The 20,174-nt window shown below is 64.1% G+C and carries 22 protein-coding genes; 11 read left to right on the forward strand and 11 right to left on the reverse strand.

Annotated elements, in window-relative coordinates; all coding sequences use genetic code 11:
• Nucleotides 1-132: 132 nt before the first annotated feature.
• The 4 genes from ACMGT0_RS08980 to ACMGT0_RS08995 all read right to left on the reverse strand — a co-directional run bounded on the left by ACMGT0_RS08980 (nucleotide 133) and on the right by ACMGT0_RS08995 (nucleotide 1,879).
• A complete protein-coding gene (locus ACMGT0_RS08980) occupies nucleotides 133-507 on the reverse strand; it encodes a DUF2892 domain-containing protein (protein WP_416772274.1) in 375 nt (124 codons plus the stop codon).
• A 71-nt stretch (nucleotides 508-578) separates the two neighbouring features.
• Entirely contained in the window at nucleotides 579-1,046 is a 468-nt protein-coding gene (locus ACMGT0_RS08985; protein ID WP_054064031.1) for an RNA methyltransferase, read from the reverse strand.
• A 117-nt stretch (nucleotides 1,047-1,163) separates the two neighbouring features.
• A complete protein-coding gene (locus ACMGT0_RS08990) occupies nucleotides 1,164-1,538 on the reverse strand; it encodes a YajD family HNH nuclease (protein WP_054061381.1) in 375 nt (124 codons plus the stop codon).
• On the reverse strand, nucleotides 1,535-1,879 hold the full coding sequence (locus ACMGT0_RS08995) for a hypothetical protein (RefSeq protein ID WP_416772277.1): 345 nt from the start codon (nucleotides 1,877-1,879) through the stop codon (nucleotides 1,535-1,537). Before ACMGT0_RS08995 ends, ACMGT0_RS08990 begins: the two co-directional genes overlap by 4 nt.
• Between ACMGT0_RS08995 and ACMGT0_RS09000 the strand changes: the two genes are divergently transcribed.
• Nucleotides 1,869-2,141: a hypothetical protein gene (locus ACMGT0_RS09000; RefSeq protein WP_054061380.1), complete on the forward strand. Its 273-nt coding sequence runs from the start codon at nucleotides 1,869-1,871 to the stop codon at nucleotides 2,139-2,141. The genes ACMGT0_RS08995 and ACMGT0_RS09000 overlap by 11 nt on opposite strands.
• Here ACMGT0_RS09000 and ACMGT0_RS09005 read toward each other — a convergent pair.
• Complete coding sequence (locus tag ACMGT0_RS09005) at nucleotides 2,138-2,611, reverse strand: cyclic nucleotide-binding domain-containing protein (protein ID WP_054061379.1); 474 nt, start codon at nucleotides 2,609-2,611, stop codon at nucleotides 2,138-2,140. The two genes, ACMGT0_RS09000 and ACMGT0_RS09005, sit on opposite strands and share 4 nt — an antisense overlap.
• Nucleotides 2,612-2,694: 83 nt before the next feature.
• Nucleotides 2,695-4,746: a S9 family peptidase gene (locus tag ACMGT0_RS09010; protein ID WP_416772279.1), complete on the reverse strand. Its 2,052-nt coding sequence runs from the start codon at nucleotides 4,744-4,746 to the stop codon at nucleotides 2,695-2,697.
• 89 nt (nucleotides 4,747-4,835) lie between these two features.
• On the opposite strand from ACMGT0_RS09010, the gene ACMGT0_RS09015 reads away from it, so the two are divergent.
• From ACMGT0_RS09015 to ACMGT0_RS09025, 3 genes are read left to right on the forward strand one after another with little or no spacing between them, the layout of a single operon-like run.
• Nucleotides 4,836-5,333, forward strand: coding sequence for a hypothetical protein (locus ACMGT0_RS09015; RefSeq protein WP_054064032.1), 498 nt, complete (start codon nucleotides 4,836-4,838; stop codon nucleotides 5,331-5,333).
• A gap of 32 nt (nucleotides 5,334-5,365) precedes the next feature.
• Entirely contained in the window at nucleotides 5,366-6,163 is a 798-nt protein-coding gene (locus ACMGT0_RS09020) for a class II glutamine amidotransferase (RefSeq protein ID WP_054058336.1), read from the forward strand.
• Nucleotides 6,154-6,687 (forward strand): DUF2937 family protein, encoded by a 534-nt coding sequence (locus tag ACMGT0_RS09025; RefSeq protein ID WP_054058335.1) that lies wholly within the window; start codon nucleotides 6,154-6,156, stop codon nucleotides 6,685-6,687. Before ACMGT0_RS09020 ends, ACMGT0_RS09025 begins: the two co-directional genes overlap by 10 nt.
• A gap of 105 nt (nucleotides 6,688-6,792) precedes the next feature.
• On the opposite strand, the gene ACMGT0_RS09030 is transcribed toward ACMGT0_RS09025, so the two are convergent.
• Nucleotides 6,793-7,710, reverse strand: coding sequence for a LysR family transcriptional regulator (locus tag ACMGT0_RS09030; RefSeq protein ID WP_054064035.1), 918 nt, complete (start codon nucleotides 7,708-7,710; stop codon nucleotides 6,793-6,795).
• Nucleotides 7,711-7,855: 145 nt separating this feature from the next.
• Here ACMGT0_RS09030 and ACMGT0_RS09035 point away from each other — a divergent pair, with 145 nt between their 5' ends.
• The 3 genes from ACMGT0_RS09035 to ACMGT0_RS09045 are packed head-to-tail and all read left to right on the forward strand — an operon-like array spanning nucleotide 7,856 to nucleotide 10,238.
• Complete coding sequence (locus ACMGT0_RS09035) at nucleotides 7,856-8,608, forward strand: 5-oxoprolinase subunit PxpA (RefSeq protein ID WP_416772282.1); 753 nt, start codon at nucleotides 7,856-7,858, stop codon at nucleotides 8,606-8,608.
• Between the two features lie 11 nt (nucleotides 8,609-8,619).
• Nucleotides 8,620-9,324, forward strand: coding sequence for a 5-oxoprolinase subunit B family protein (locus ACMGT0_RS09040; RefSeq protein WP_416773445.1), 705 nt, complete (start codon nucleotides 8,620-8,622; stop codon nucleotides 9,322-9,324).
• Nucleotides 9,321-10,238 carry a biotin-dependent carboxyltransferase family protein gene (locus ACMGT0_RS09045; RefSeq protein WP_416772284.1) on the forward strand — a complete coding sequence of 306 codons (918 nt, stop codon included), beginning with the start codon at nucleotides 9,321-9,323 and terminating at the stop codon, nucleotides 10,236-10,238. The genes ACMGT0_RS09040 and ACMGT0_RS09045 overlap by 4 nt, the downstream gene beginning before the upstream one ends.
• Nucleotides 10,239-10,362: 124 nt before the next feature.
• Here ACMGT0_RS09045 and ACMGT0_RS09050 read toward each other — a convergent pair whose 3' ends face one another.
• From ACMGT0_RS09050 to ACMGT0_RS09060, 3 genes are all read right to left on the reverse strand, one after another.
• A complete protein-coding gene (locus tag ACMGT0_RS09050) occupies nucleotides 10,363-11,541 on the reverse strand; it encodes a vWA domain-containing protein (RefSeq protein WP_416772286.1) in 1,179 nt (392 codons plus the stop codon).
• A gap of 20 nt (nucleotides 11,542-11,561) precedes the next feature.
• The gene (locus ACMGT0_RS09055) at nucleotides 11,562-12,407 is read right to left on the reverse strand and encodes an AAA family ATPase (RefSeq protein ID WP_054058329.1); all 846 of its coding nucleotides are present in this window, start codon (nucleotides 12,405-12,407) and stop codon (nucleotides 11,562-11,564) included.
• 151 nt (nucleotides 12,408-12,558) lie between these two features.
• On the reverse strand, nucleotides 12,559-13,638 hold the full coding sequence (locus ACMGT0_RS09060; RefSeq protein WP_416772288.1) for a DUF748 domain-containing protein: 1,080 nt from the start codon (nucleotides 13,636-13,638) through the stop codon (nucleotides 12,559-12,561).
• A 127-nt stretch (nucleotides 13,639-13,765) separates the two neighbouring features.
• Between ACMGT0_RS09060 and cysK the strand changes: the two genes are divergently transcribed.
• The 3 genes from cysK (at nucleotide 13,766) to ACMGT0_RS09075 (ending at nucleotide 17,159) form a co-directional block, all read left to right on the forward strand.
• Entirely contained in the window at nucleotides 13,766-14,740 is a 975-nt protein-coding gene (gene cysK, locus ACMGT0_RS09065) for a cysteine synthase A (RefSeq protein ID WP_054058328.1), read from the forward strand.
• A gap of 256 nt (nucleotides 14,741-14,996) precedes the next feature.
• Nucleotides 14,997-15,935, forward strand: a complete 939-nt coding sequence (locus ACMGT0_RS09070; RefSeq protein WP_054058327.1) for an aspartyl/asparaginyl beta-hydroxylase domain-containing protein — start codon at nucleotides 14,997-14,999, stop codon at nucleotides 15,933-15,935.
• A gap of 360 nt (nucleotides 15,936-16,295) precedes the next feature.
• The gene (locus tag ACMGT0_RS09075; protein WP_054058326.1) at nucleotides 16,296-17,159 is read left to right on the forward strand and encodes a DMT family transporter; all 864 of its coding nucleotides are present in this window, start codon (nucleotides 16,296-16,298) and stop codon (nucleotides 17,157-17,159) included.
• 158 nt (nucleotides 17,160-17,317) lie between these two features.
• Here ACMGT0_RS09075 and ACMGT0_RS09080 read toward each other — a convergent pair whose 3' ends face one another.
• Nucleotides 17,318-18,226 carry a DMT family transporter gene (locus ACMGT0_RS09080; RefSeq protein ID WP_416772291.1) on the reverse strand — a complete coding sequence of 303 codons (909 nt, stop codon included), beginning with the start codon at nucleotides 18,224-18,226 and terminating at the stop codon, nucleotides 17,318-17,320.
• A 144-nt stretch (nucleotides 18,227-18,370) separates the two neighbouring features.
• Here ACMGT0_RS09080 and aceK point away from each other — a divergent pair, with 144 nt between their 5' ends.
• Nucleotides 18,371-20,092, forward strand: coding sequence for a bifunctional isocitrate dehydrogenase kinase/phosphatase (aceK, locus tag ACMGT0_RS09085; protein ID WP_054058325.1), 1,722 nt, complete (start codon nucleotides 18,371-18,373; stop codon nucleotides 20,090-20,092).
• Nucleotides 20,093-20,174: the final 82 nt, after the last annotated feature.

The following is a 20,174-nucleotide window of genomic DNA, read 5'->3' on the forward strand; positions in this document are numbered from 1 at the left end:
GCGAAGCTGAGTACCTGTTCGCGGATAAATCCGGCTCCCACAAGGTATCGCAGCGATCAATATTCCATGAACGATGCAAAGCTGTGGGAGCCGGATTTATCCGCGAAAGGGCCTTACGGCGCGTCGCCTGAATCAGGCCTTCGGTGTTTCCAGCGAATCGTTGCCCGTCACCGTCGCGGTGCGCGTCGCCATTTCGGCATTGGCCTTCATCTGCCGCAGCTCGTCCGCCGCCCGCTCGACCTTGCCACGCACCCCTTCCAGGTCGCGACGGCCTTTCTCCAGCAGGCTCTTGGCCGAGCTGTGACCGGTGATGCCACGGGCCAGCGCGACGCCGCCGATGGCGACCTGGATCAGGCCGAACACACCGCCACGGCGCAGGCCCTTGCCGACCATGACCACGCCGCCGGCGAGGGAGCCGAGCCGCTCCCAGCCCTGGACGTTCTGTTGCGTTGCCGGGGACTGGAACGGCGTGGAGTCGATGCGCTGCAGGGTTTTTCTGTCGCTCATGATCTGTCTCCTCAAGTGGCGGGTGGATAGACTGCAGACTGCCGGAACCTGCGACAGGTTCCTCCAGGTACTCAGAACCTGGGGCCCGAACGGGTGTTGTTGCCCTTGGCCAGGCGGTCGTAGAGCACCACGTTGACGGTGGCGGCCAGGTTCATGCAGCCGGTGGTGGGGATGTACACCACGTCCTCGCACCAGTCGCGGATGTCCTTGTCCAGCGAGCCGTCTTCCGGGCCGAAGATGTACAGCGCGCGATCGGGATGGGTGTACTCCGGCAGCGGGCGGGCGCCTTCCACCAGTTCGACGGCGACCGGGATACAGCCCAGGGGCAGGATCTTCTTCAGGTCGTCGATGCCGATCAGCGGGATGTCCTGGTGCACCTTCTTGGTGTCGGTGACGAAATCCCGGGCCCGCTCGTAGCGCTTGCCGGTGTAGAACACCGAGGCCACGCCGTAGCAGCCAGCCGCACGCATCACCGAACCGACGTTCTCCGGTGACTTGGGGTTATACAAACCGATGCAGCTGTACCTTTTGTTTGCCACGAGCCGGGTGCCTTCCAGGAAAAAGACGCGAGTATACCGGCAACGCTGCCGGGCGTGATGCCTGTCGCGATCGAGGGCTGGAGGCTGCCCGCCGGGTGACGGGCTACGGTGCGGGGCTTACTCGTCTTTCTTCAACATCCCGGCCAGGGCGGCGAACGGGTTGTGGGTGGCCTTGGCGATCTTCGGGCTGCTCAGGGAGCTGTCGCCGAAATACTGCTGGTCGGTATAGCGCGAGTGTTCGTTGTCGTGGCAGAACAGGCAGAGCAGTTCCCAGTTGGAGCCGTCCTGCGGGTTGTTGTCGTGGTTGTGGTCGCGATGGTGCACGGTCAGTTCGCTCAGGCGCTTGCCGGAAAATTCACGGGCGCAGCGGCCGCAGACGTGCGGATACATCTTCAGCGCCTTGTCACGATAGCCCATCTCCTTGTCGCGTTTGGCATCGGCGAGGATGCGGTCCAGCTTGGCGGTAGGGGAGGGAGGGTTGGTCGAACTCATGGGTTCACCTTGTCGAATGGATTGATGACGGTCATGCCGTGAAGTCTAGGCTGTGTACGAAATTGTTTGAAACGCAGGTTAGGCAAGGCAAAAACCGGCGAGGAAGCGGAGTTTACTGGAGTAAATGAGCATTCCGAGCCGGTTTTTAACGCCGCATAACCAAGTTTCAAGCGATTTCGTACATAGCCTAGCGCAGTTCCCCGGCTTTTCGGTGAATGGCGCCGTGCGGCACGGGGCGCGGCGAGGATGGATTTCATCGGGAGGTGATTGAGCGAGGCAAAATGTTCGCGTTGCGAGTAGCCTGTAGCAGACAGATTGCTGGAGCTATCGATGAAAGGCATGACCCTGGCGGCCGTTGTGTGGGCCGCGCTGACGATGACGTCGGCATGGGCCGAGGACATTGCGCCGGCCCCCGTGACACCCGCTCCGGGCTCCCCGGGCACCGCGACCCCGACACCCTACCCGCAGGTCACCCCACGCACGCCACCCAAGCCGGGCGAAGCCCTGCCGAGCATCGAGTTGCCGTCGCCGCCCAAGGACCAGACCCTGCCGGGCCTGGAGCAGAACGACAAGACGGACAAGGCCAAGCCGAGTTCGAGTTAAACCTGCTGCGAGAGCAACTGCCCGTCGACCATGCGCAGGCGCCTGGACATCGCGATGGCGATGGCGCGAATGATCTTGGCGGCGATTTTCGGCGCTTCGTTGAGCATCTTTTCCAGGGAGTCCTTGCCCAGGTTCAACAACTGGCAGTGGCTGGCCGCGACGCAACTGGCCGAGCGTCGTTCGCCGTCGAGCACCGCCATCTCGCCAAAGGCCCGGCCGGCGCGCAGGGTGGCGATCACCACGGCCTGGCCGGCCTCGTTGAGTTTCTGCACGTTGACGCTGCCGTGGTGGATGATGCACATGAAGGTGCCGGCATCGCCTTCGTGGAAGATTTCCTCGCCCTTGTCCACGCTGCTGATGCTGAAGTAGCCGGCGGCCGCCTGGCAGTCGGCGGGCAGAAGTTGGCTGAACAGACCGCAGTCCATCAGCATGTCGCGAATTTCGTTATTCAGTGAAGTCGGTTCTGACATGTTTCACGATCTATTGTTGTTGTCCGTTCCCGGCCCGGCGGCGCAGCGTCATGGTCTATGACCATGGCGCCGGGCAGAGTTCCTCAGGCGATGCCCAGAACCTTGAATACGAAGCCATATTCGAGCGCTACGTCACGCAATCCCTGGTAGCGCCCGCTCATGCCGCCATGGCCGGCGCCCAGCTCGGTCTTGAGCAGGAGTAGATGCTCGTCGGTGCGGGTCGCGCGCAATTTCGCCACCCACTTGGCCGCTTCCCAGTACTGCACGCGGCTGTCGTTGTAGCCGGCGATCACCAGCATCGCCGGGTAGTCCTGGGCGCGGACGTTCTCGTAGGGCGCGTAGGCCTTGAGCCGGGCATGCACCTCGGGTTCCTGCGGGTTGCCCCATTCGTCGTATTCGGTGACGGTCAGCGGCAGGTCGGGGTCGAGCATGGTGTTCAGCACATCGACGAACGGCACCTCGGCGATCGCCGCCTGGAACAGTTCCGGGCGCTGGTTGAGCACGGCACCGATCAACAGACCGCCGGCGCTGCCACCGCTGATCACCAGTTGTCCGGAGGTGGTCAGGCCCTCGGCGATCAGGTGTTCGGCGCAGGCGATGAAGTCGTCGAAGGTGTTCTGCTTGTGCTCCTGCTTGCCGGCGCGATACCAGGCTTCACCCAGTTCGCCGCCCCCGCGCGCATGGGCGATGGCAAAGGCCACGCCGCGTTCGAGCAGGCTCAGGCGGGCATGGGAGAACCAGGGGTCGAGGCTTTCGCCATAGGCCCCATAGCCGTAGAGGTAGAGCGGGGTGGGCTGGCCCAGCAGCTCGCGCTTGACCACCAGGCTGATCGGCACCCGGGTGCCGTCCGGTGCGCGGGCCCACAGCCGTTGGCTGACGTAGGCGTCGGCATCGAACGGGCCGAGTACCGGCGTCTGCTTGAGTACAGCCTGTTCGCCATTGGCCAGGGTCAGTTGACGGACCTGGGCCGGGCGGTTGAGGGCTTCGTAGCGCAGGCGGATGCAGTCGCTGGTGAATTCCAGGCTGTCCTGCACGTAGAGGCTGTAGGCCGCGTCCGGCAGTTGCACGCGATAGGCCGGCAGGCCTTCGGGGCGTACCTCGATGATCGGCAGGCCGCCTTCGCGCAGGGTCAGGCACAGGGCCCGGGCGTTCAGCGTGACCCCTTCGAGCATCACCTGGTCGTTGTGGGGCACCAGCCGTTGCCAGTCCTCGCGACGGGGAATGCCATCGTCCGCGGCATGGAACAGGGCGAAGTTGATGCCGTCCTGGTTGCTGCGGATGAACCAGCGCCACTGGCCCTGGTAGCGACCGTGGTCGACGGAGTATTCGTGGCCTTCGACCCGCGTCGCCAGGCAGGCGAAGGGCTGGTCCGGCGTGTCGGCGTCGAGCACCCAGGCTTCGCTGGTGGTCTTGCTGCCCAGCATCGCCACCAGTTGCCGTTCGGAGCTGCTGCGGTAGCAGTGCAGGAAGAAGCGGCCGTCTGGCTCATGCAGGACTTGCTCGGCACCCTCCTGGCCCAGCACATGGCGATACAGCTTGTGTGGGCGGTGGGTGTCGTCCAGTTCGCCGAAGAACAGCGTGCGGCTGTCGTTGGCCCAGGTCATGCTGCCGTCGCAGTCGTCGAAGGGCAGCTCGCTGACGCTGCCGCTGTCGAGTTCCTTGACGTACAGGCGGTAGACCTCGTCGCCGCTGGTATCCAGGCTGTAGGCCAGGCGCTGGTGGTCCGGACTGACGCTGAAGCTGCCGAGTGACAGGAAGCCGCCAGCGGCCAGCACATTGGGGTCGAGCAGCAGTTGCTCGGCACCTTCATCCACCGTCAGGCTGCCATCGGCCGGGCGTGGGCAGCGGTAGTGGCGGGCGTACTCGTCGCCGGCGGTGGTGCGGGTGTAATACAGGAACGGCCCCCAGGGCGAGGGCAGGGACAGGTCGGTTTCGAGGATCCGTCCCTTGATTTCCTCGAACAGCGTTTCGCGCAGTTCGGCCTGGTCGGCCAGTTGCGCCTGCTGGTAGCTGTTTTCGGCCTTGAGGTAATCGAGCACCGCCTCGCTGTCGCGCTCCTGCAACCAGGCGTAGGGATCGGGACCTTGGTCCTTGCGGGCAATCGGGGCGCTGCTGATGGCGGCTTTGCGGGACATGGGCACTCTCTGTCTTGAGGATCGCTGACGGCGATGCAGCCGGGCCGGCGAAAAGCCGTTATCATAAGCCCCTCATTGCCAGCCTTGCCATGGACACCATGACCGAGAACGACTATCTGATCGCCTGGGGTTGCTACGCCTTTGCCGCCTTGGGCTGCCTGTTGGTGTGGTTTCGCCTGACCCGCTGGACCTGGCGCTGGTTGCGCGAGCCGCTGCGCCTGCTGGTGGCGGTGCTGCTGTTCAGCCCGACCATTCTCGACCCGGTGAAGGAGCGGTTCGCCCCGGCGGTCGCCATTACTGCCCTGGACCTGCTGTTCAAGGTCGGCAACAACGCCTGGCGTGCGGTTTCCGACCTGTTCATGTACCTGGTCATCGCCGCCGGCGTGTACCTGGTCTTCGTCCTGATCCGCTGGCCGCTCGAGCGTTCGAGCAAGGCCCGCAAGCTGCAGGCCGAAGCCGCTGCCGCTGCGGCCCGTGCCGAGATCGAGGCCGACGACCAGCCGTTCGCCGCCGAGCGCCAGGAGCGTCCACGCCGTCCGCCGCCTGCCGCTGGTGCCGGCCGCCAGCGGGTCGAGCCGCGCTTGTAGGCGCGTTGCAGCATTCAAGCGAGAGTCCGAGCATGTGTGAATTGTTGGGCATGAGCGCCAATGTGCCGACCGATATCGTTTTCAGCTTTACCGGGCTGATGCAGCGCGGCGGGCGTACCGGCCCCCATCGCGACGGATGGGGCATCGGTTTCTACGAAGGGCGCGGCTTGCGGGTGTTCCAGGATCCGGCGGCGAGCTGCGATTCGGAAGTCGCGCAACTGGTGCAGCGTTATCCGATCAAGAGCGAAGTGGTGATCGGGCATATCCGCCAGGCCAACGTCGGCAAGGTCTGCCTGTCCAATACCCATCCGTTCGTCCGTGAGTTGTGGGGGCGCAACTGGTGTTTTGCCCATAACGGCCAGTTGGCGGACTTCCAGCCGCGGCACAGCTTCTATCGCCCGGTCGGCGACACCGACAGCGAAGCGGCCTTCTGCGACCTGCTCAACCGTATCCGCGAAGCCTTTCCCGAACCGGTGGAAGTGGAGCAACTGTTGCCATCGCTGGTGGCCGCCTGCGCCGAGTATCGCGGCAAGGGTGTGTTCAACTGCCTGCTCAGCGACGGCGACTGGCTGTTCTGCTACTGCTCGACCAAGCTGGCGCAGATCACCCGGCGCGCGCCGTTCGGCCCGGCCCGCCTGAAGGACGTCGACGTGATCGTCGACTTCCAGGCCGAGACCACGCCCAACGATGTGGTCACGGTGATCGCCACCGAACCCCTGACCGAAAACGAGACCTGGACCCGCTACGAGCCGGGGCAATGGAGCCTGTGGCGACGCGGCGAATGCGTCAGCCAGGGCCGGACTGAACAAGGACACCTGTCATGTGGTTGAGTTACCTGCGCTTGATACTGTTTACCCTGGGGCTGCTGCTCGGCGTCCAGGTGCCCGGCTTTCTCAGTGACTACACCAAGCGGGTCGAGGCCCACCTGATCGAGGCGCAGACCAGCCTGCAAGGCTTCCAGAAGACCGCCGAGCAGTTCTTCGGTGGTGACCTGCAGAAACTGGTGGCGCACTATCGCGCCAGCGACGACCCGGTGTTCCGCAGCGATGCCGACAGCCTCGGCAGCCTGCTCAATCGCCAGCGCCTGCTCGACGACCAGTTCCAGGCGATGCAGGGGCCCTGGTACAAGCGCGCCTTGCAGGTGGCCTACGCCGCCGACCCGGCGATCCGCCAGGAAACCCTGCAGGGCTACACCTACCAGGTATTGCTGTCGCCCGAGGCGATCGGCTGGGCCATGGGCGGTGCGTTGCTCTTCTCCTTCGTGATCGAAGGTTTCTTCCGCCTGGTGGACTGGGTGGTGCTGGGCGGCAAGCGCCAGCGTGAGCGCCTGGCGCGGCGCGAGCGGGGCTGGTAACCCCGCCGCTGTAGGAGCGTGGCTTGCCCGCGAAGCTTTTAGCGGTCTTGAGGCCCCATTCGCGGGCAAGCCACGCTCCTACAGAGCCTTGTGCAGCCCTGGCGGTCACGCCTTCTTCAGCACCACATGCTGCTGCCCCATCTTGTCGGCATAATCATGCAGCACCTGTTGGCACAGTGCGACGATCTCCTCCACCAGCTCTTCGCCGGCCCGCCAGGACACCACCACCTCCAGGTTCGGTGGGCGCTCCTGCAACGCCAGCAGGGTCAATTCGTTCCGGGCCAGTTCCTCGCTGACCAGCGCCAGCGGTAAGGCGCCGATCCCGAAGCCATCGCGCAGCAGGCGGGTGATCGCCGACACCGAGTTCACGCAATTGAGTCGTGGCGCAGAAACCCCATGGGCCTGCAGCAGGGCGAGCAGTTCCTGGTGCGGCCGGGAGTTCTTCGAGAAGGTGACGATCCGCTCCTGCGCAACATCCGTCAGGCTCAGGTACTCGCGGTTGTAGAGCGAATGGCTCGCCACCACCCAGCCCATCGGGTAGCTGGCCAGCTCCAGGCTGCGGATGGACTCCTGACGCAGCGGGTCGGTCTGCAGGATCAGGTCGAGGAAGCCCTTGTGCAACTGCTCGGCCAGGTTCAGCGCGGTATCGGCCACCAGCTCGATCTCCACCCGCGGGAAGCGCTCGGTCAGCTGTGCCACCAGCGGGCTGAGCCAGGTGTGGATCACCGTGTCCATCACGCCGATCCGCAGGCGGCCGACCTTGGTCGAGCCGGGTTCGATGGCGTGCTTGAGCGCCTGCATCGTATCGAGCATGCGTTCGGCGTGGTCGAGCACCTTCAGCCCTTCGGGCGTCAGCTTGACCCCGCGTGAATCGCGCAGGAACAGCTTGACCCCCAGTTCGCTTTCGAGCACGGCGATCCGGCTGGAAATGGCGGCCTGGGTAGTGAACAGCTTGTCCGCGGTCAGGCGGAAACTCTTGAGCCGGGCGACCCAGACGAAGGTTTCGAGAAACTTGAGATTCATGCAATCAACTTTTCTTATGTCTGGGAACGGCTTTTATTAGTTGGACGCGCCGGGCGGGCACCCTCGAGAATGGCCCAGGCCGACGAATTACCATAAGCATTGCCGACCCCCAGGGCAATGCCCACAGCCCACAGGAGCAGCTACCGTGAGCCGCCTGCTACTCAATTGCGATATCGGTGAAAGTTACGGCAACTGGACCATGGGTCTGGATGCGCAAGTCATGCCCTTCATCGACTGTGCCAACATCGCCTGCGGCTATCACGCCGGCGACCCGAGCATCATGCGCAAGACCGTCAGCCTGGCCCTGGCCAATGACGTGCGGATCGGCGCCCATCCGGCCTATCCGGACCTGGTCGGTTTCGGCCGCCGCTCCATGGCCTGCACGCCCCAGGAAATCCAGGACCTGCTGCATTACCAGATCGGCGCACTGGACGGCATCTGCCGGGCCCAGGGCGCGCGGGTCAGCTATGTCAAACCCCATGGCGCGCTGTACAACGACATGATGGCCAACCCGCAGCAGCTGCGTTCGGTGGTCCAGGCGATCGCCGCCTACGACCGCGAACTGCCCCTGATGCTGCTGGCGATGCGCGACAACAGCGCGGCCCAGGCCCTGGCCGACGAGTTCGGCGTGACCCTGTGGTTCGAAGCCTTTGCCGATCGCGCCTACGACCCCGAAGGTCGTCTGGTGTCCCGGCAGTTGCCGGGGGCCGTGCACCATGAGCCGCAGCGGATCATCGAGCAGGCCCTGACCATTGCCCGTGGCGACGACCTGACCGCCAGCGACGGCAGTGCCCTGCGCCTGCACGCCGACACCCTGTGCGTGCATGGCGACAATGCCAGTTCGGTCGAGGCCGTTCAGCGCATTCGCGAGGCCCTCGACCGGCAGGCGACCCCATGAGCGCGGCGCCGATGAAGCCGCGTATCGAAGTGGTGGCGATCGATTGCCTGATGGTGCGTCTGTTCGAGGTGATCGCCGAGGACAACATGCCGTGGATGCTCGCCGCCAGCGAGCGTCTGCGGGCCGGTTTTGCCGGTCAGTTGATCGACCTGGTGCCGTCCTATACCACCCTGATGGTGCATTACGACCTGACGCAACTGAGCCCGGCCCAGGCCCGGGAACTGATCGCCGAAGCGCTGGACGATCTGCAGCCGAACGCCACCGCCGGCGGGCAATGCCACGTACTTCCGGTGTGGTATGACCCGAGTGTCGGCCCGGAGCTGCGCCTGCTGTCCGAGCGCAGCGGCTGGTCGGTGAGTGACGTGATCCGCCGCCACAGCGAGCGCGAGTACCAGGTGTTCGCCCTCGGCTTTGCGCCGGGGTTCGCCTTCATGGGCCTGGTGGTCGAACCGTTGGCGGCGCCGCGGCTCGATACCCCGCGCAAGAAGGTGGCGGCGGGCAGCGTCGGCATCGCCGAGCGCCAGACCGCTGCCTACCCGGTGGTATCACCCGGTGGCTGGAACCTGATCGGGCGTACCCCGAGCAAGCTGTTCGACCGCGAGCGGGACGGCTACAGCCTGATGCAGCCGGGCGATACGGTGCGTTTTGCGGCGGTCGAGCACGCCGAGTTCATCCGCCTGGGTGGCGACGATACGCCTTTGGAGGCCCTGGCATGAGCCATTTGTCGATCGAGGCCAGCACCCGGCTGTGCCTGTTGCAGGACCGTGGGCGGTTCGGTGTGCGTCATCTGGGTGTGACCCAGGGTGGGGCGTTGGACTGGGTGTCGATGGCCTGGGCCAACCGCCTGCTGGGCAACTCGCCGGATGCGCCGGTGGTGGAGATCACCCTCGGCGGCTTTGCCGTGGTGGCGCGGGAAACCTGCTGCCTGGCCCTGGCCGGGGCCGATCTCGGGGCCCAGGTGGACGGGCAGGCGCTGGCGCCCTGGCGCAGCTTTATCCTGGAGGCCGGGCAGCGCCTGCAATTTACCCAGCCACTGCTGGGCGCGCGGGCGTATCTTGCGGCGCCCGGCGGTTTCGTCGCGCCGAAGGTACTGGGCAGCAGCGCCTGTGTGGCGCGTGAGGAACTGGGTGGCCTGGATGGCCTGGGGCAGCCGTTGCACAAGGGCGATAGCCTGCGCTATGCCGGGACAGCGGTGACGCCAGCGGCGGTGCCGGCCGCGCAGGTTCCCGACTTCCAGGCCGAGGCCACGCTGCAGGTGGTGCTCGGTGCGCAGATCGGCGAATTCAGCGGGCAGAGCCTGTTCGATGCGTTCAACAGTCCCTGGACCCTCGACAGCCGCGGCGACCGCATGGGGATCCGCCTGCTCGGGGCGGAGTTGAAGTACCAGGGGCGGCCGATGATTTCCGAGGGGATACCGCTGGGGGCGATCCAGGTGCCGCCGGATGGGCAGCCGATCGTGCTGCTCAACGATCGGCAGACCATCGGCGGTTATCCGCGCCTGGGCGCCTTGACGCCATTGTCGCTGGCGCGGTTGGCGCAGTGCCTGCCGGGCAGTGGGGTGCGACTGGTACCGACGGTGCAGGAGTCGGCGCACCGGCAGCACATCGAGTTCATCAGCCGGTTTGCCTGAGGCCCCAAAAGCTTCGCGGGCAAGCCATGCTCCTACAGGGTGTTGATCGTTCACAAGTCCGATGAACGTCTGCGCCCTGCAGGGGCTTGGCTTGCCCGCGAATAGGCCATCAAGCGATTTCACCTCACTTGGACAGAAACCGCATCCCTTCTTCCAGGCCCCGCAGGGTCAGCGGATACATCTGGTCCTCGATCAGGTCGCGCACGATGTTGGTCGAAGATGTGTACCCCCAGGTGTCCTTCGGATACGGGTTGATCCAGATGAGCTTCTTGTATTTCTCCATGAAGCGCTGCATCCACACGTAGCCCGGCTCTTCGTTCCAGTGCTCGACGCTGCCGCCGGCCTGGGTGATCTCGTAGGGCGCCATCGCCGCATCGCCGACGAACACCACCTTGTAGTCGGCGCCGTACTTGTGCAGCAGGTCCTGGGTCGAGGTGCGCTCCGAGCTGCGGCGCAGGTTGTTCTTCCACACCGACTCGTAGATGAAGTTGTGGAAGTAGAAGTACTCCAGGTGCTTGAACTCGGTCTTGCAGGCCGAGAACAGTTCCTCGCAGATTTTCACGTGGGCGTCCATCGAGCCGCCGATATCGAACAGCAGCAACAGCTTGACCGTGTTGCGCCGCTCCGGCCGCATCCGGATGTTCAGCAGACCGGCGTCACGGGCGGTATGGTCGATGGTGCCGTCGATGTCCAGCTCTTCCGCGGCGCCCTGGCGGGCGAACTTGCGCAGGCGCCGCAAGGCCACCTTGATGTTGCGGGTGCCGAGTTCGACTTGGTCGTCGAGGTTCTTGTATTCGCGCTGGTCCCAGACCTTGACCGCCTTGCCCTGGCGCTTGCCGGCATCGCCGACGCGAATGCCTTCCGGGTTGAAACCGCCCGAGCCGAACGGGCTGGTGCCGCCGGTACCGATCCACTTGTTGCCGCCGGCATGGCGTTCCTTCTGTTCCTCCAGGCGTTTCTTGAACTCCTCGATCAGCTTGTCCAGGCCGCCGAGGGACTGGATCTGCGCGCGTTCCTCGTCGTTCAGCGAGCGCTCGAACTCCTTGCGCAGCCAATCCTCGGGGATCAGCGCCTGCAGGTGGTCGTCGAGCTTTTCCAGGCCGTTGAAGTAGGCGCCGAAGGCCCGGTCGAACTTGTCGAAATGCCGTTCGTCCTTGACCAGGATCGCCCGCGCCAGGTAGTAGAACTCGTCCATGTCGGCGAAGGTCACGCGCTGTTTCAGCGCGTTGATCAGGTCGAGCAGCTCACGCACCGACACCGGTACCTTGGCCGCGCGCATTTCATTGAACAGGTTGAGCAGCATGGCTATTGCCCTTCAATGGTTTAACGGCTGCCGCGACGGCTCATGAAGGCCAGGCGTTCCAGTAGCTGGACATCCTGCTCGTTCTTGACCAGCGCACCGGCCAGCGGCGGGATGGCCTTGGTCGGATCGCGCTCGCGCAGCACCGCCTCGCCGATGTTGTCGGCCATCAGCAGCTTCAGCCAGTCCACCAGCTCGGAGGTCGACGGCTTTTTCTTCAGGCCCGGCACCTTGCGTACATCGAAGAACACGTCGAGGGCTTCGCTGACCAGGTCTTTCTTGATGTCCGGGTAGTGGACGTCGACGATCTTCTGCAGGGTTTCGCGGTCCGGGAAGGCGATGTAGTGGAAGAAGCAGCGGCGCAGGAAGGCGTCCGGCAGTTCCTTTTCGTTGTTGGAGGTAATGATGATGATCGGGCGCTGCCTGGCCTTGATGGTTTCATCGATCTCGTAGACGTAGAACTCCATCTTGTCGAGTTCCTGCAACAGGTCGTTGGGGAACTCGATATCGGCCTTGTCGATCTCGTCGATCAGCAGGATCACCCGCTCCTCGGACTCGAAGGCCTCCCAGAGCTTGCCCTTCTTCAGGTAGTTGCGCACATCGTGGACCTTGTCCACGCCCAGTTGCGAATCGCGCAGGCGGCTCACCGCGTCGTACTCGTAGAGGCCCTGGTGCGCCTTGGTGGTGGACTTGATGTGCCAGGTGATCAGCTTGGCGCCGAAGGACTCGGCCAGTTGCTCGGCGAGCATGGTCTTGCCGGTGCCGGGCTCGCCCTTGACCAGCAGTGGACGCTCCAGGGTAATGGCGGCGTTGACGGCCAGCTTCAGGTCAGCGGTGGCGACGTAGGCCTGGGTGCCTTCGAACTTCATCTGTGCTTCCTCGAACGGTAGCGCCGGCCCGGCAGCGGGCGGCGGGGGAAATTCCATGTTCCGACTATAACGCGGTGTCCGGTCGAGTGTGAACGCAGACGGCTTATTCAGTCTCTGAATGGAGCGTCACATCCTGACCTGGTCAGGCCCGTCAGCCGGTGCCGGGCTTGGGCTGCTCGTAGCGGGCATTGAAGGCCTGGATGAAACCGTTGCGCAATATCTGCAAAAAGGCGGCGAACGCGCTGATATCCTGCTGGTGGACGCTGCCGCTGAGTTCGACGCGGGTGGCGAACTGGTTCTTCTTCTGGTTTTTCAGCAGGGTCTCGCCGGCGCCGACGATGGCTTCCCAGACCGAGCGCAGCAGGCTCTTGTCCTGGTTCTCGACGTCCTGCTGCCAGTCGAACACTTCGACATCGTGCAGCAACGGCTTGATATAGCCGGTGAGCCGGCCCTTGTCGGCCTGGGCCTCGATCACCACGTCGCCGCTGCCGCCGTTGAAGTCGAACTTGCCGTAGGCCGCGGCGAAGTCGTTGACCTTGCGCAGCTCGATGCCGGTGGCCCGCAGGCGGAATTCGAAATCCTCGAAGTTGCTCAGCGGATCGAAGGTGGCGGTGGTTTCCAGGGGCGCGTGGCCGAGCAGCAGGGCCTTGCCTTCGAAACGCGCATCGCGATGGCCCTTGAGGTCGACGATGTTGGTCAGGTTGTAGAGGCTGGCATTGACCTGGGTGGCCTGCAGGTTGACCGGTGGCTGGGAGTTGAAGTTGCGGAAGGTGATGCGCCCGTTGTCGATGCGCACCTCGTTGAGGGTGATCGGCAGCAGTTTGCCCAGTTGGGCGCGCCAGTCGGTGCCCTGACCGGTCTGCGAAGACTGGCGATTGTTCGCGCCGCCGTCGACGAAGTTCAGTTCCGGTTCGACGAACTGCACCTCGGCCACCACCGCATGGTTTTCCCAGAGGGCTTTCCAGCTCACCGACAGGTCGATCAGCGGCGCCTTGAGGAACGGCACTGGCACCTTGCCGGCGACCTTGACGATTTCCAGCCCGTTGATCCGGTAGGCGCCGCGCCACAGGGCCAGGTCGACATCCGTCACCTGGCCGCGGTAGTCGCCCATGTCGGCGAGCTTTTCATTCAGGTAGTTGCGTACCAGGTAGGGCAGGGCCAGGTTCACCGCCACCACCAGCAGAACAACAATTGCCAGGCCCCACAACGGCCAACTGTAACGACGTTTCATCGACGTGCCCCGCAGACTGTCCATAGGCGATGGACCCCCGGCAACGCGAGACGTTCGCATGACTGGACGCCCGTCACCTCGGGGCATACCCTTGTGGGCTAATTCTCAAATGAACATAGGACCTGTCATGAGCCGTATTTTTGCCGACAACGCCCATTCCATCGGTAATACGCCCCTGGTTCAGATCAACCGCATCGCCCCCCGCGGCGTAACCATCCTGGCCAAGATCGAAGGGCGCAACCCGGGGTATTCGGTGAAGTGCCGGATCGGCGCGAACATGATCTGGGACGCCGAAAGCAGCGGCCGCCTCAAGCCGGGCATGACCATCGTCGAGCCGACCTCCGGCAACACCGGCATCGGCCTGGCCTTCGTCGCCGCCGCCCGCGGTTACAAGCTGCTGCTGACCATGCCGGCGTCCATGAGCATCGAGCGGCGCAAGGTGCTCAAGGCCCTGGGGGCCGAACTGGTGCTGACCGAGCCGGCCAAGGGCATGAAAGGCGCTATCGAGAAGGCCGGTGAAATCGTCAACAGCGATCCGGCCCGGTACTTCATGCCGGCGCAGTTCGACAACCCGGCCAACCCGGCGATCCACGAAAAGACCACCGGTCCGGAAATCTGGAACGACACCGATGGCGCGGTCGACGTGCTGGTGGCTGGCGTCGGCACCGGCGGCACCATCAGCGGCGTTTCGCGCTACATCAAGCAGACCCAGGGCAAGCCGATCCTCTCGGTGGCGGTGGAACCGGTGACGTCGCCAGTAATCACCCAGACCCTGGCCGGGCAGGAGGTCAAGCCGTCGCCGCACAAGATTCAGGGCATCGGTGCCGGTTTCGTGCCGAAGAACCTCGACCTGTCGCTGGTCGACCGGGTCGAGCTGGTGACCGACGAGGAGTCCAAGGCCATGGCCCTGCGGCTGATGCAGGAGGAGGGCATCCTCTGTGGCATCTCCTGTGGCGCGGCGATGGCGGTGGCCGTGCGCCTGGCGGAAACCCCGGAGATGCAGGGCAAGACCATCGTCGTGGTGCTGCCGGACTCCGGCGAGCGCTACCTGTCGAGCATGCTCTTCAGCGACCTGTTCACCGAGCAGGAAAACCAGCAGTAACAGGCGGGTCGACGCCGGCCTTTTCCCCACAGGCCGGCTCCCGGTGGGCCGGCCTGTGGGCGATCATGGATTGACCTGACCTGCATCAGTCCGCCTTCAGGCGCCTTATGCTAATTAACGCTTTGTTGCGCAGTTCTTAACGCTGATTGTTGAGTTGCGCGGGTTTTTCCGGCGGTCGGTAATGTTTATCATGGCCGGCTGCCACGTCTCGTGGATTTTTCCTACCCGGACGTCGCCCATTTTCAAGGAGTGCTGAATGACCTTTTCCTTCGCCGCCAAGGCCGCCGTGTTGCTGCTGTTCGTGGGCAGTACGCTCTACGTGCATCTGCGGGGCAAGGCGCGTTTGCCGGTATTGCGCCAGTTCGTCAACCATTCGGCGCTGTTCGCTCCGTATAACGCCCTGATGTACCTGTTTTCCGCAGTGCCGTCCAGACCGTACCTGGACCGCAGCAAGTTCCCCGAGCTGGATGTGCTCAAGGACAACTGGCAGGTGATCCGCGAGGAAGCCATGCACCTGTTCGACGAGGGCTACATCCGGGCCGCCGAGAAGAACAACGACGCCGGCTTCGGTTCGTTCTTCAAGAAGGGTTGGAAGCGTTTCTACCTCAAATGGTATGACAAGCCGCTGCCGTCGGCCGAAATGCTCTGCCCGAAGACCGTCGAGCTGGTCAGCCGCATCCCCAACGTCAAGGGCGCGATGTTCGCCCTGCTGCCCGGCGGCAGCCACCTGAACCCGCACCGCGATCCGTTCGCCGGTTCGCTGCGTTATCACCTGGGCCTGTCGACGCCGAACTCCGACGATTGCCGGATTTTCGTCGATGGCCAGGTCTACGCCTGGCGTGACGGTGAAGACGTGATGTTCGACGAGACCTACGTGCACTGGGTCAAGAACGAAACCGAGCAGACCCGGGTCATCCTGTTCTGCGACGTCGAACGGCCGTTGAGCAACCGCCTGATGACCTCGATCAACCGTTCGGTCAGCGCCTTCCTGGGCCGTGCCACCGCACCGCAGAACGTCGATGACGAGCGCGTGGGCGGGATCAACCAGGCCTATGCCTGGAGCAAGCGCTTCAGCGACAACTTCAGCAGCGTGGTCAAGCAGTGGAAGCGCAAGCATCCCAAGGCCTACCGCGTGATGCGTCCGGTGCTGGCGGTCCTGGTGGCCTGGGCCCTCGGCTACTGGCTGTTCGGCTGATCTGTTGCAATAGGTGGCGAGCGCTGGTTATAGTCAGCGCTCGGTGCATCGCCTGATTCACCGTCGTTTCCCCTCACTGAAGATCTGCCTATGCCAGCTTCCTCCCTCAACGCGGTCGTCGTTCCAGCGCTCAACGCTGGCGTAGTGCCGTGCGGAAGCCTGCAACCGCTGCAGATCAGTCATTACCCACCACCTGTCAGTAGCACGCCGGTGTGCGCCGTCGTATCACCGCCAGGCGTCGTTGGCATTCGGGGCTGATCAGCCAGCGTTGCTGTTTTCCTGCCTGCCCGCCTGAAAAAACCTACTGAATCTTCAGCTTCACAGCTGAGTTGGCATTTGCCTGAATCACAGGTGGTATCCATGTTGGTCATTTCAAAGCAATCCGCGACTGCGGCGGCTTCGACGAGTCTGTTCGTGCTGCTCTGGAGCAGCGGGGCTATCTTCTCCAAGTGGGGCCTGGCCCATGCCTCGCCGTTCGCCTTTCTGCTGGTGCGTTTTTCCATTGCCCTGCTGGGCCTGCTGTTGCTGGTCCCGCTGCTCAAGTTCAAGTTGCCCAAAGGCGGCAAGCCGCTGCGTTATGCCGCGGCGACGGGGCTGGTGTTGCTCGGCGCCTACCAGATCTTCTATCTGCTGGCGCTGGACCTGAAGGTCACGCCGGGCGTCATGGCGACGATCATGGGCGTGCAGCCGATCCTCACGGCGGTGCTGATGGAACGCCAGCGCTCCTGGAGCCGGATGTTCGGTCTCGGGTTGGGGCTGGCGGGGCTGATCCTGGTGGTCTACCAGGGCATCGGCCTGGCGGGCATGTCGCTGGCCGGGATGCTCTTCGGCCTGCTGGCGCTGGCGAGCATGACCTTCGGTTCGATCATGCAGAAGCGCATCACCGACAATCCCCTCGGCACGCTGCCGGTGCAGTACCTGGCCGGGCTGCTGTTGTGCGGAGTGTTCGTGCCGTTCCAGCCGTTTCATGTCGAGACCGGCAGTGGCTTCATCATTCCGGTGCTGTGGATGGGGCTGGTGGTGTCGGTGCTGGCGACGTTGTTGCTGTACCGGCTGATCGCCCGGGGCAATCTGGTGAATGTCACCAGCCTGTTCTACCTGGTGCCGGCGGTGACGGCGGTCATGGATTACCTGATCTTCGGTAACCGGCTGGCGTTGCTGAGCATGCTGGGGATGGGGCTGATCATCGTCGGCCTTGTGTTCGTGTTCCGCAAGGCGGCTTGAGGCGCCTGTGGAACGGGTACGGCAGCCTGGTGCTGTTGTGCCTGTTCCGGAGCATTCGCGGGCAAGCACGGCTCCTACAGGATGGCGTCGCTCCGTGCGACCCACAATCTGTAGGAGCCGGGCTTGCCCGCGAATGGGCCCTCAAATTCCCTGCAGCGTTACCGCTGCGCCACGGCGCCGGCTTTCGCCACCGCCGGCTTCAACACCAGCCACAACGCCACCGCGATCAATACCCCGCCGTACAGATGCGCCATCGACAGCGGCTCATCGAGAAACAATGCCCCCCACAACACTCCGAATGCCGGGATCATGAAGGTCACGGTCATCGATTTCACCGGCCCGATATTGCTCAGCAGCTTGAAATACACGATGTAGGCGAACGCCGTGCAGATCAGGCCGAGCCCCAGCAGCGCACCCCAGACTTCAGGGCCGCCCCAGCTTGCCGGCGGCTGGGTGATGGCGCTGGCGGCGAAGAACGGCAGGATCACCAGCGTCGCACCGAACATGCTGCCCAGGGCCGACAGCCGCGGGTCGAGCCCGCCCTGATGGTCGAGCCAGCGCCGGGTCAGGAAACCGGCGAAGCCATAGCTGGTGGTGGCGAGCAGGCACGCGCCCGCACCCAGCAGCAGGTCGAGGTCGAAGGTCACCGGGCCGGCCCGGGTCAGCACCGCCACACCGAACAGCCCGAGGAAAATCCCCAGCAGCTTGTTCAGCGTGAGCTTTTCGTGGAAGAACAGGCCGCCGATCAGCACCCCCATCAACGGCGTGGTGGCGTTGAAGATCGACGAGTAGCCGGCCGGCAGCACCTTGGCCGCCACCGAATACAGGGTCGCCGGCAGCCCCGAGTTGATCACCCCGAGCAGCAGGCAGACCTTGAACTTGCCCTTGAAGTCCCATTTCACGCGCATCAGCGCGAGCATCGCCAGAAGGCCGACAGCCGCGATCGATACACGAAAGAACGCAGTGGGAAACGCACCCAACACAGGGGCAATGATGCGCATGAACAGGAAGCTGGCGCCCCAGACGGCAGCCAGGCTGAACATGCGGACGATATCGGCGGGATTCACGGTGGGCTTCCTTGGCAGGCTAGGGCGAGCAAGTGTGTCGGGATGTTACGTTCAGGGCAAGGTTGCACAACACGATGACAGGCTTCTAAGCTCAACGGGCTCGCGACCAGAACAACGAACGAAAAATCCCGCAGAGGTTTGACTATGCCGCAGCAATGGCCGGCCGCCGATATCGCCCGTACGATCCTTGATGGCTTCGATAACTATCGCGAGCATTTTCGCCAGATCACCGATGGCGCCCGTGCCCGCTTCGAGGGCGCACGCTGGCAGGAGGCGCAGGCGGCATCGGCGGCGCGGATCAATCTTTACGAAGAGAAGGTCGCCGAGGTCAATGCCCGGCTGCGGGCCGGGTTCGAGGCCGAGTCGTTGCTCGATGTGGGCATCTGGCCGCTGGTGAAAAGCGCCTATATCAGCCTGATCGATGTGCGCTTTGACGATGAACTGGCGGAAACCTGGTACAACTCGGCCTTCTGCAGCCTGTTCAGTCACGACCTGATCAGCGACGGCTGCATGTTCATCCACACCACCCGGCCGTCCCTGCGGCGCGCGCGGGCGGCGCAGACGCGGATCTATCGCCCGCAGGGCGAACTGTCGGGCATGCTCGAACGGATCTTCACCGACTATCGCTTCAGCGAGGATTACGCCGACCTGTCCGGCGACCTGCGGCGCCTCGAAGCGCAACTGCGCGAAAGCCTGCCGGACTGGGTGTGCAAGGACCCGGAACTGAGCGTCGAGCTGTTTTCCTCGGTGCTCTATCGCAACAAGGGCGCCTACCTGGTGGGGCGCATCTACACTCACGACGAGCAGTGGCCGCTGGTGATCCCGTTCCTGCACCGCGAGGGCCGCGGGATCCGTATCGATGCCTTGATCACCGACGAGGCCGAGGTGTCGATCATCTTCTCCTTCACCCGTTCCTATTTCATGGTCGATGTGCCGGTGCCGGCGGAGTTCGTCGGTTTTCTCAAGCGCATCCTGCCGGGCAAGCACGTGGCCGAGCTGTACACCTCGATCGGTTTCTACAAGCACGGCAAGTCGGAGTTCTACCGGGCGCTGATCGACCACCTGGCCAACACCGACGACCGTTTCATCATGGCGCCCGGGGTGCGTGGCATGGTCATGAGCGTGTTCACCCTGCCGGGCTTCAACACGGTGTTCAAGATCATCAAGGACCGCTTCTCGCCCTCGAAGAACGTCGACCGGGCCACGGTGATCGAGAAGTACCGGCTGGTGAAGAGCGTCGACCGGGTCGGGCGCATGGCCGATACCCAGGAGTTCGCCGACTTCCGTTTCCCCCTGGGCAAGTTCGATCCGGCCTGCCTTGAGGAGTTGCTGGAGGTGGCGCCGTCCACCGTGCAGGTCGAGGGCGAGACGGTGCTGATCCGCCACTGCTGGACCGAGCGGCGCATGACCCCGCTGAACCTCTACCTCGACAACGCCAACGAAGCCCAGGTGCGCGAGGCGCTGGATGACTATGGCCTGGCGATCAAGCAACTGGCGGCGGCGAACATCTTCCCCGGCGACATGCTGCTGAAGAACTTCGGGGTCACCCGCCATGGCCGGGTGGTGTTCTATGACTACGATGAAATCTGCTTCCTCACCGAAGCCAACTTTCGCCATATCCCGCCGCCGCGCACCCCGGAGGACGAAATGGCCTCCGAGCCCTGGTACTCCATCGGTCCGCTGGACGTATTCCCCGAGGAGTTCCCGCCCTTCCTGTTCGCCGATATCGGCCAGCGCCGGCTGTTCGCCCAGTTGCACGGCGAGCTGTACGACGCCGATTACTGGAAGGGACTGCAGGAGGCGATTCTCGCCGGCAAGGTCATCGATGTGTTCCCGTATCGGCGGCGGGCATTGGACAACGAGTAGGCTTGGCCAAGGCGGGCTCGCCACAGAGGGGGGCAAATCTGCGACAATCCGCCCCCTGCCTACATAGACGACCCTTGCCGAG

This window comes from Pseudomonas sp. RHF3.3-3 (assembly GCF_048069595.1).
In the GTDB taxonomy this organism is placed as follows: Bacteria; Pseudomonadota; Gammaproteobacteria; order Pseudomonadales; family Pseudomonadaceae; genus Aquipseudomonas; species Aquipseudomonas fuscovaginae_B.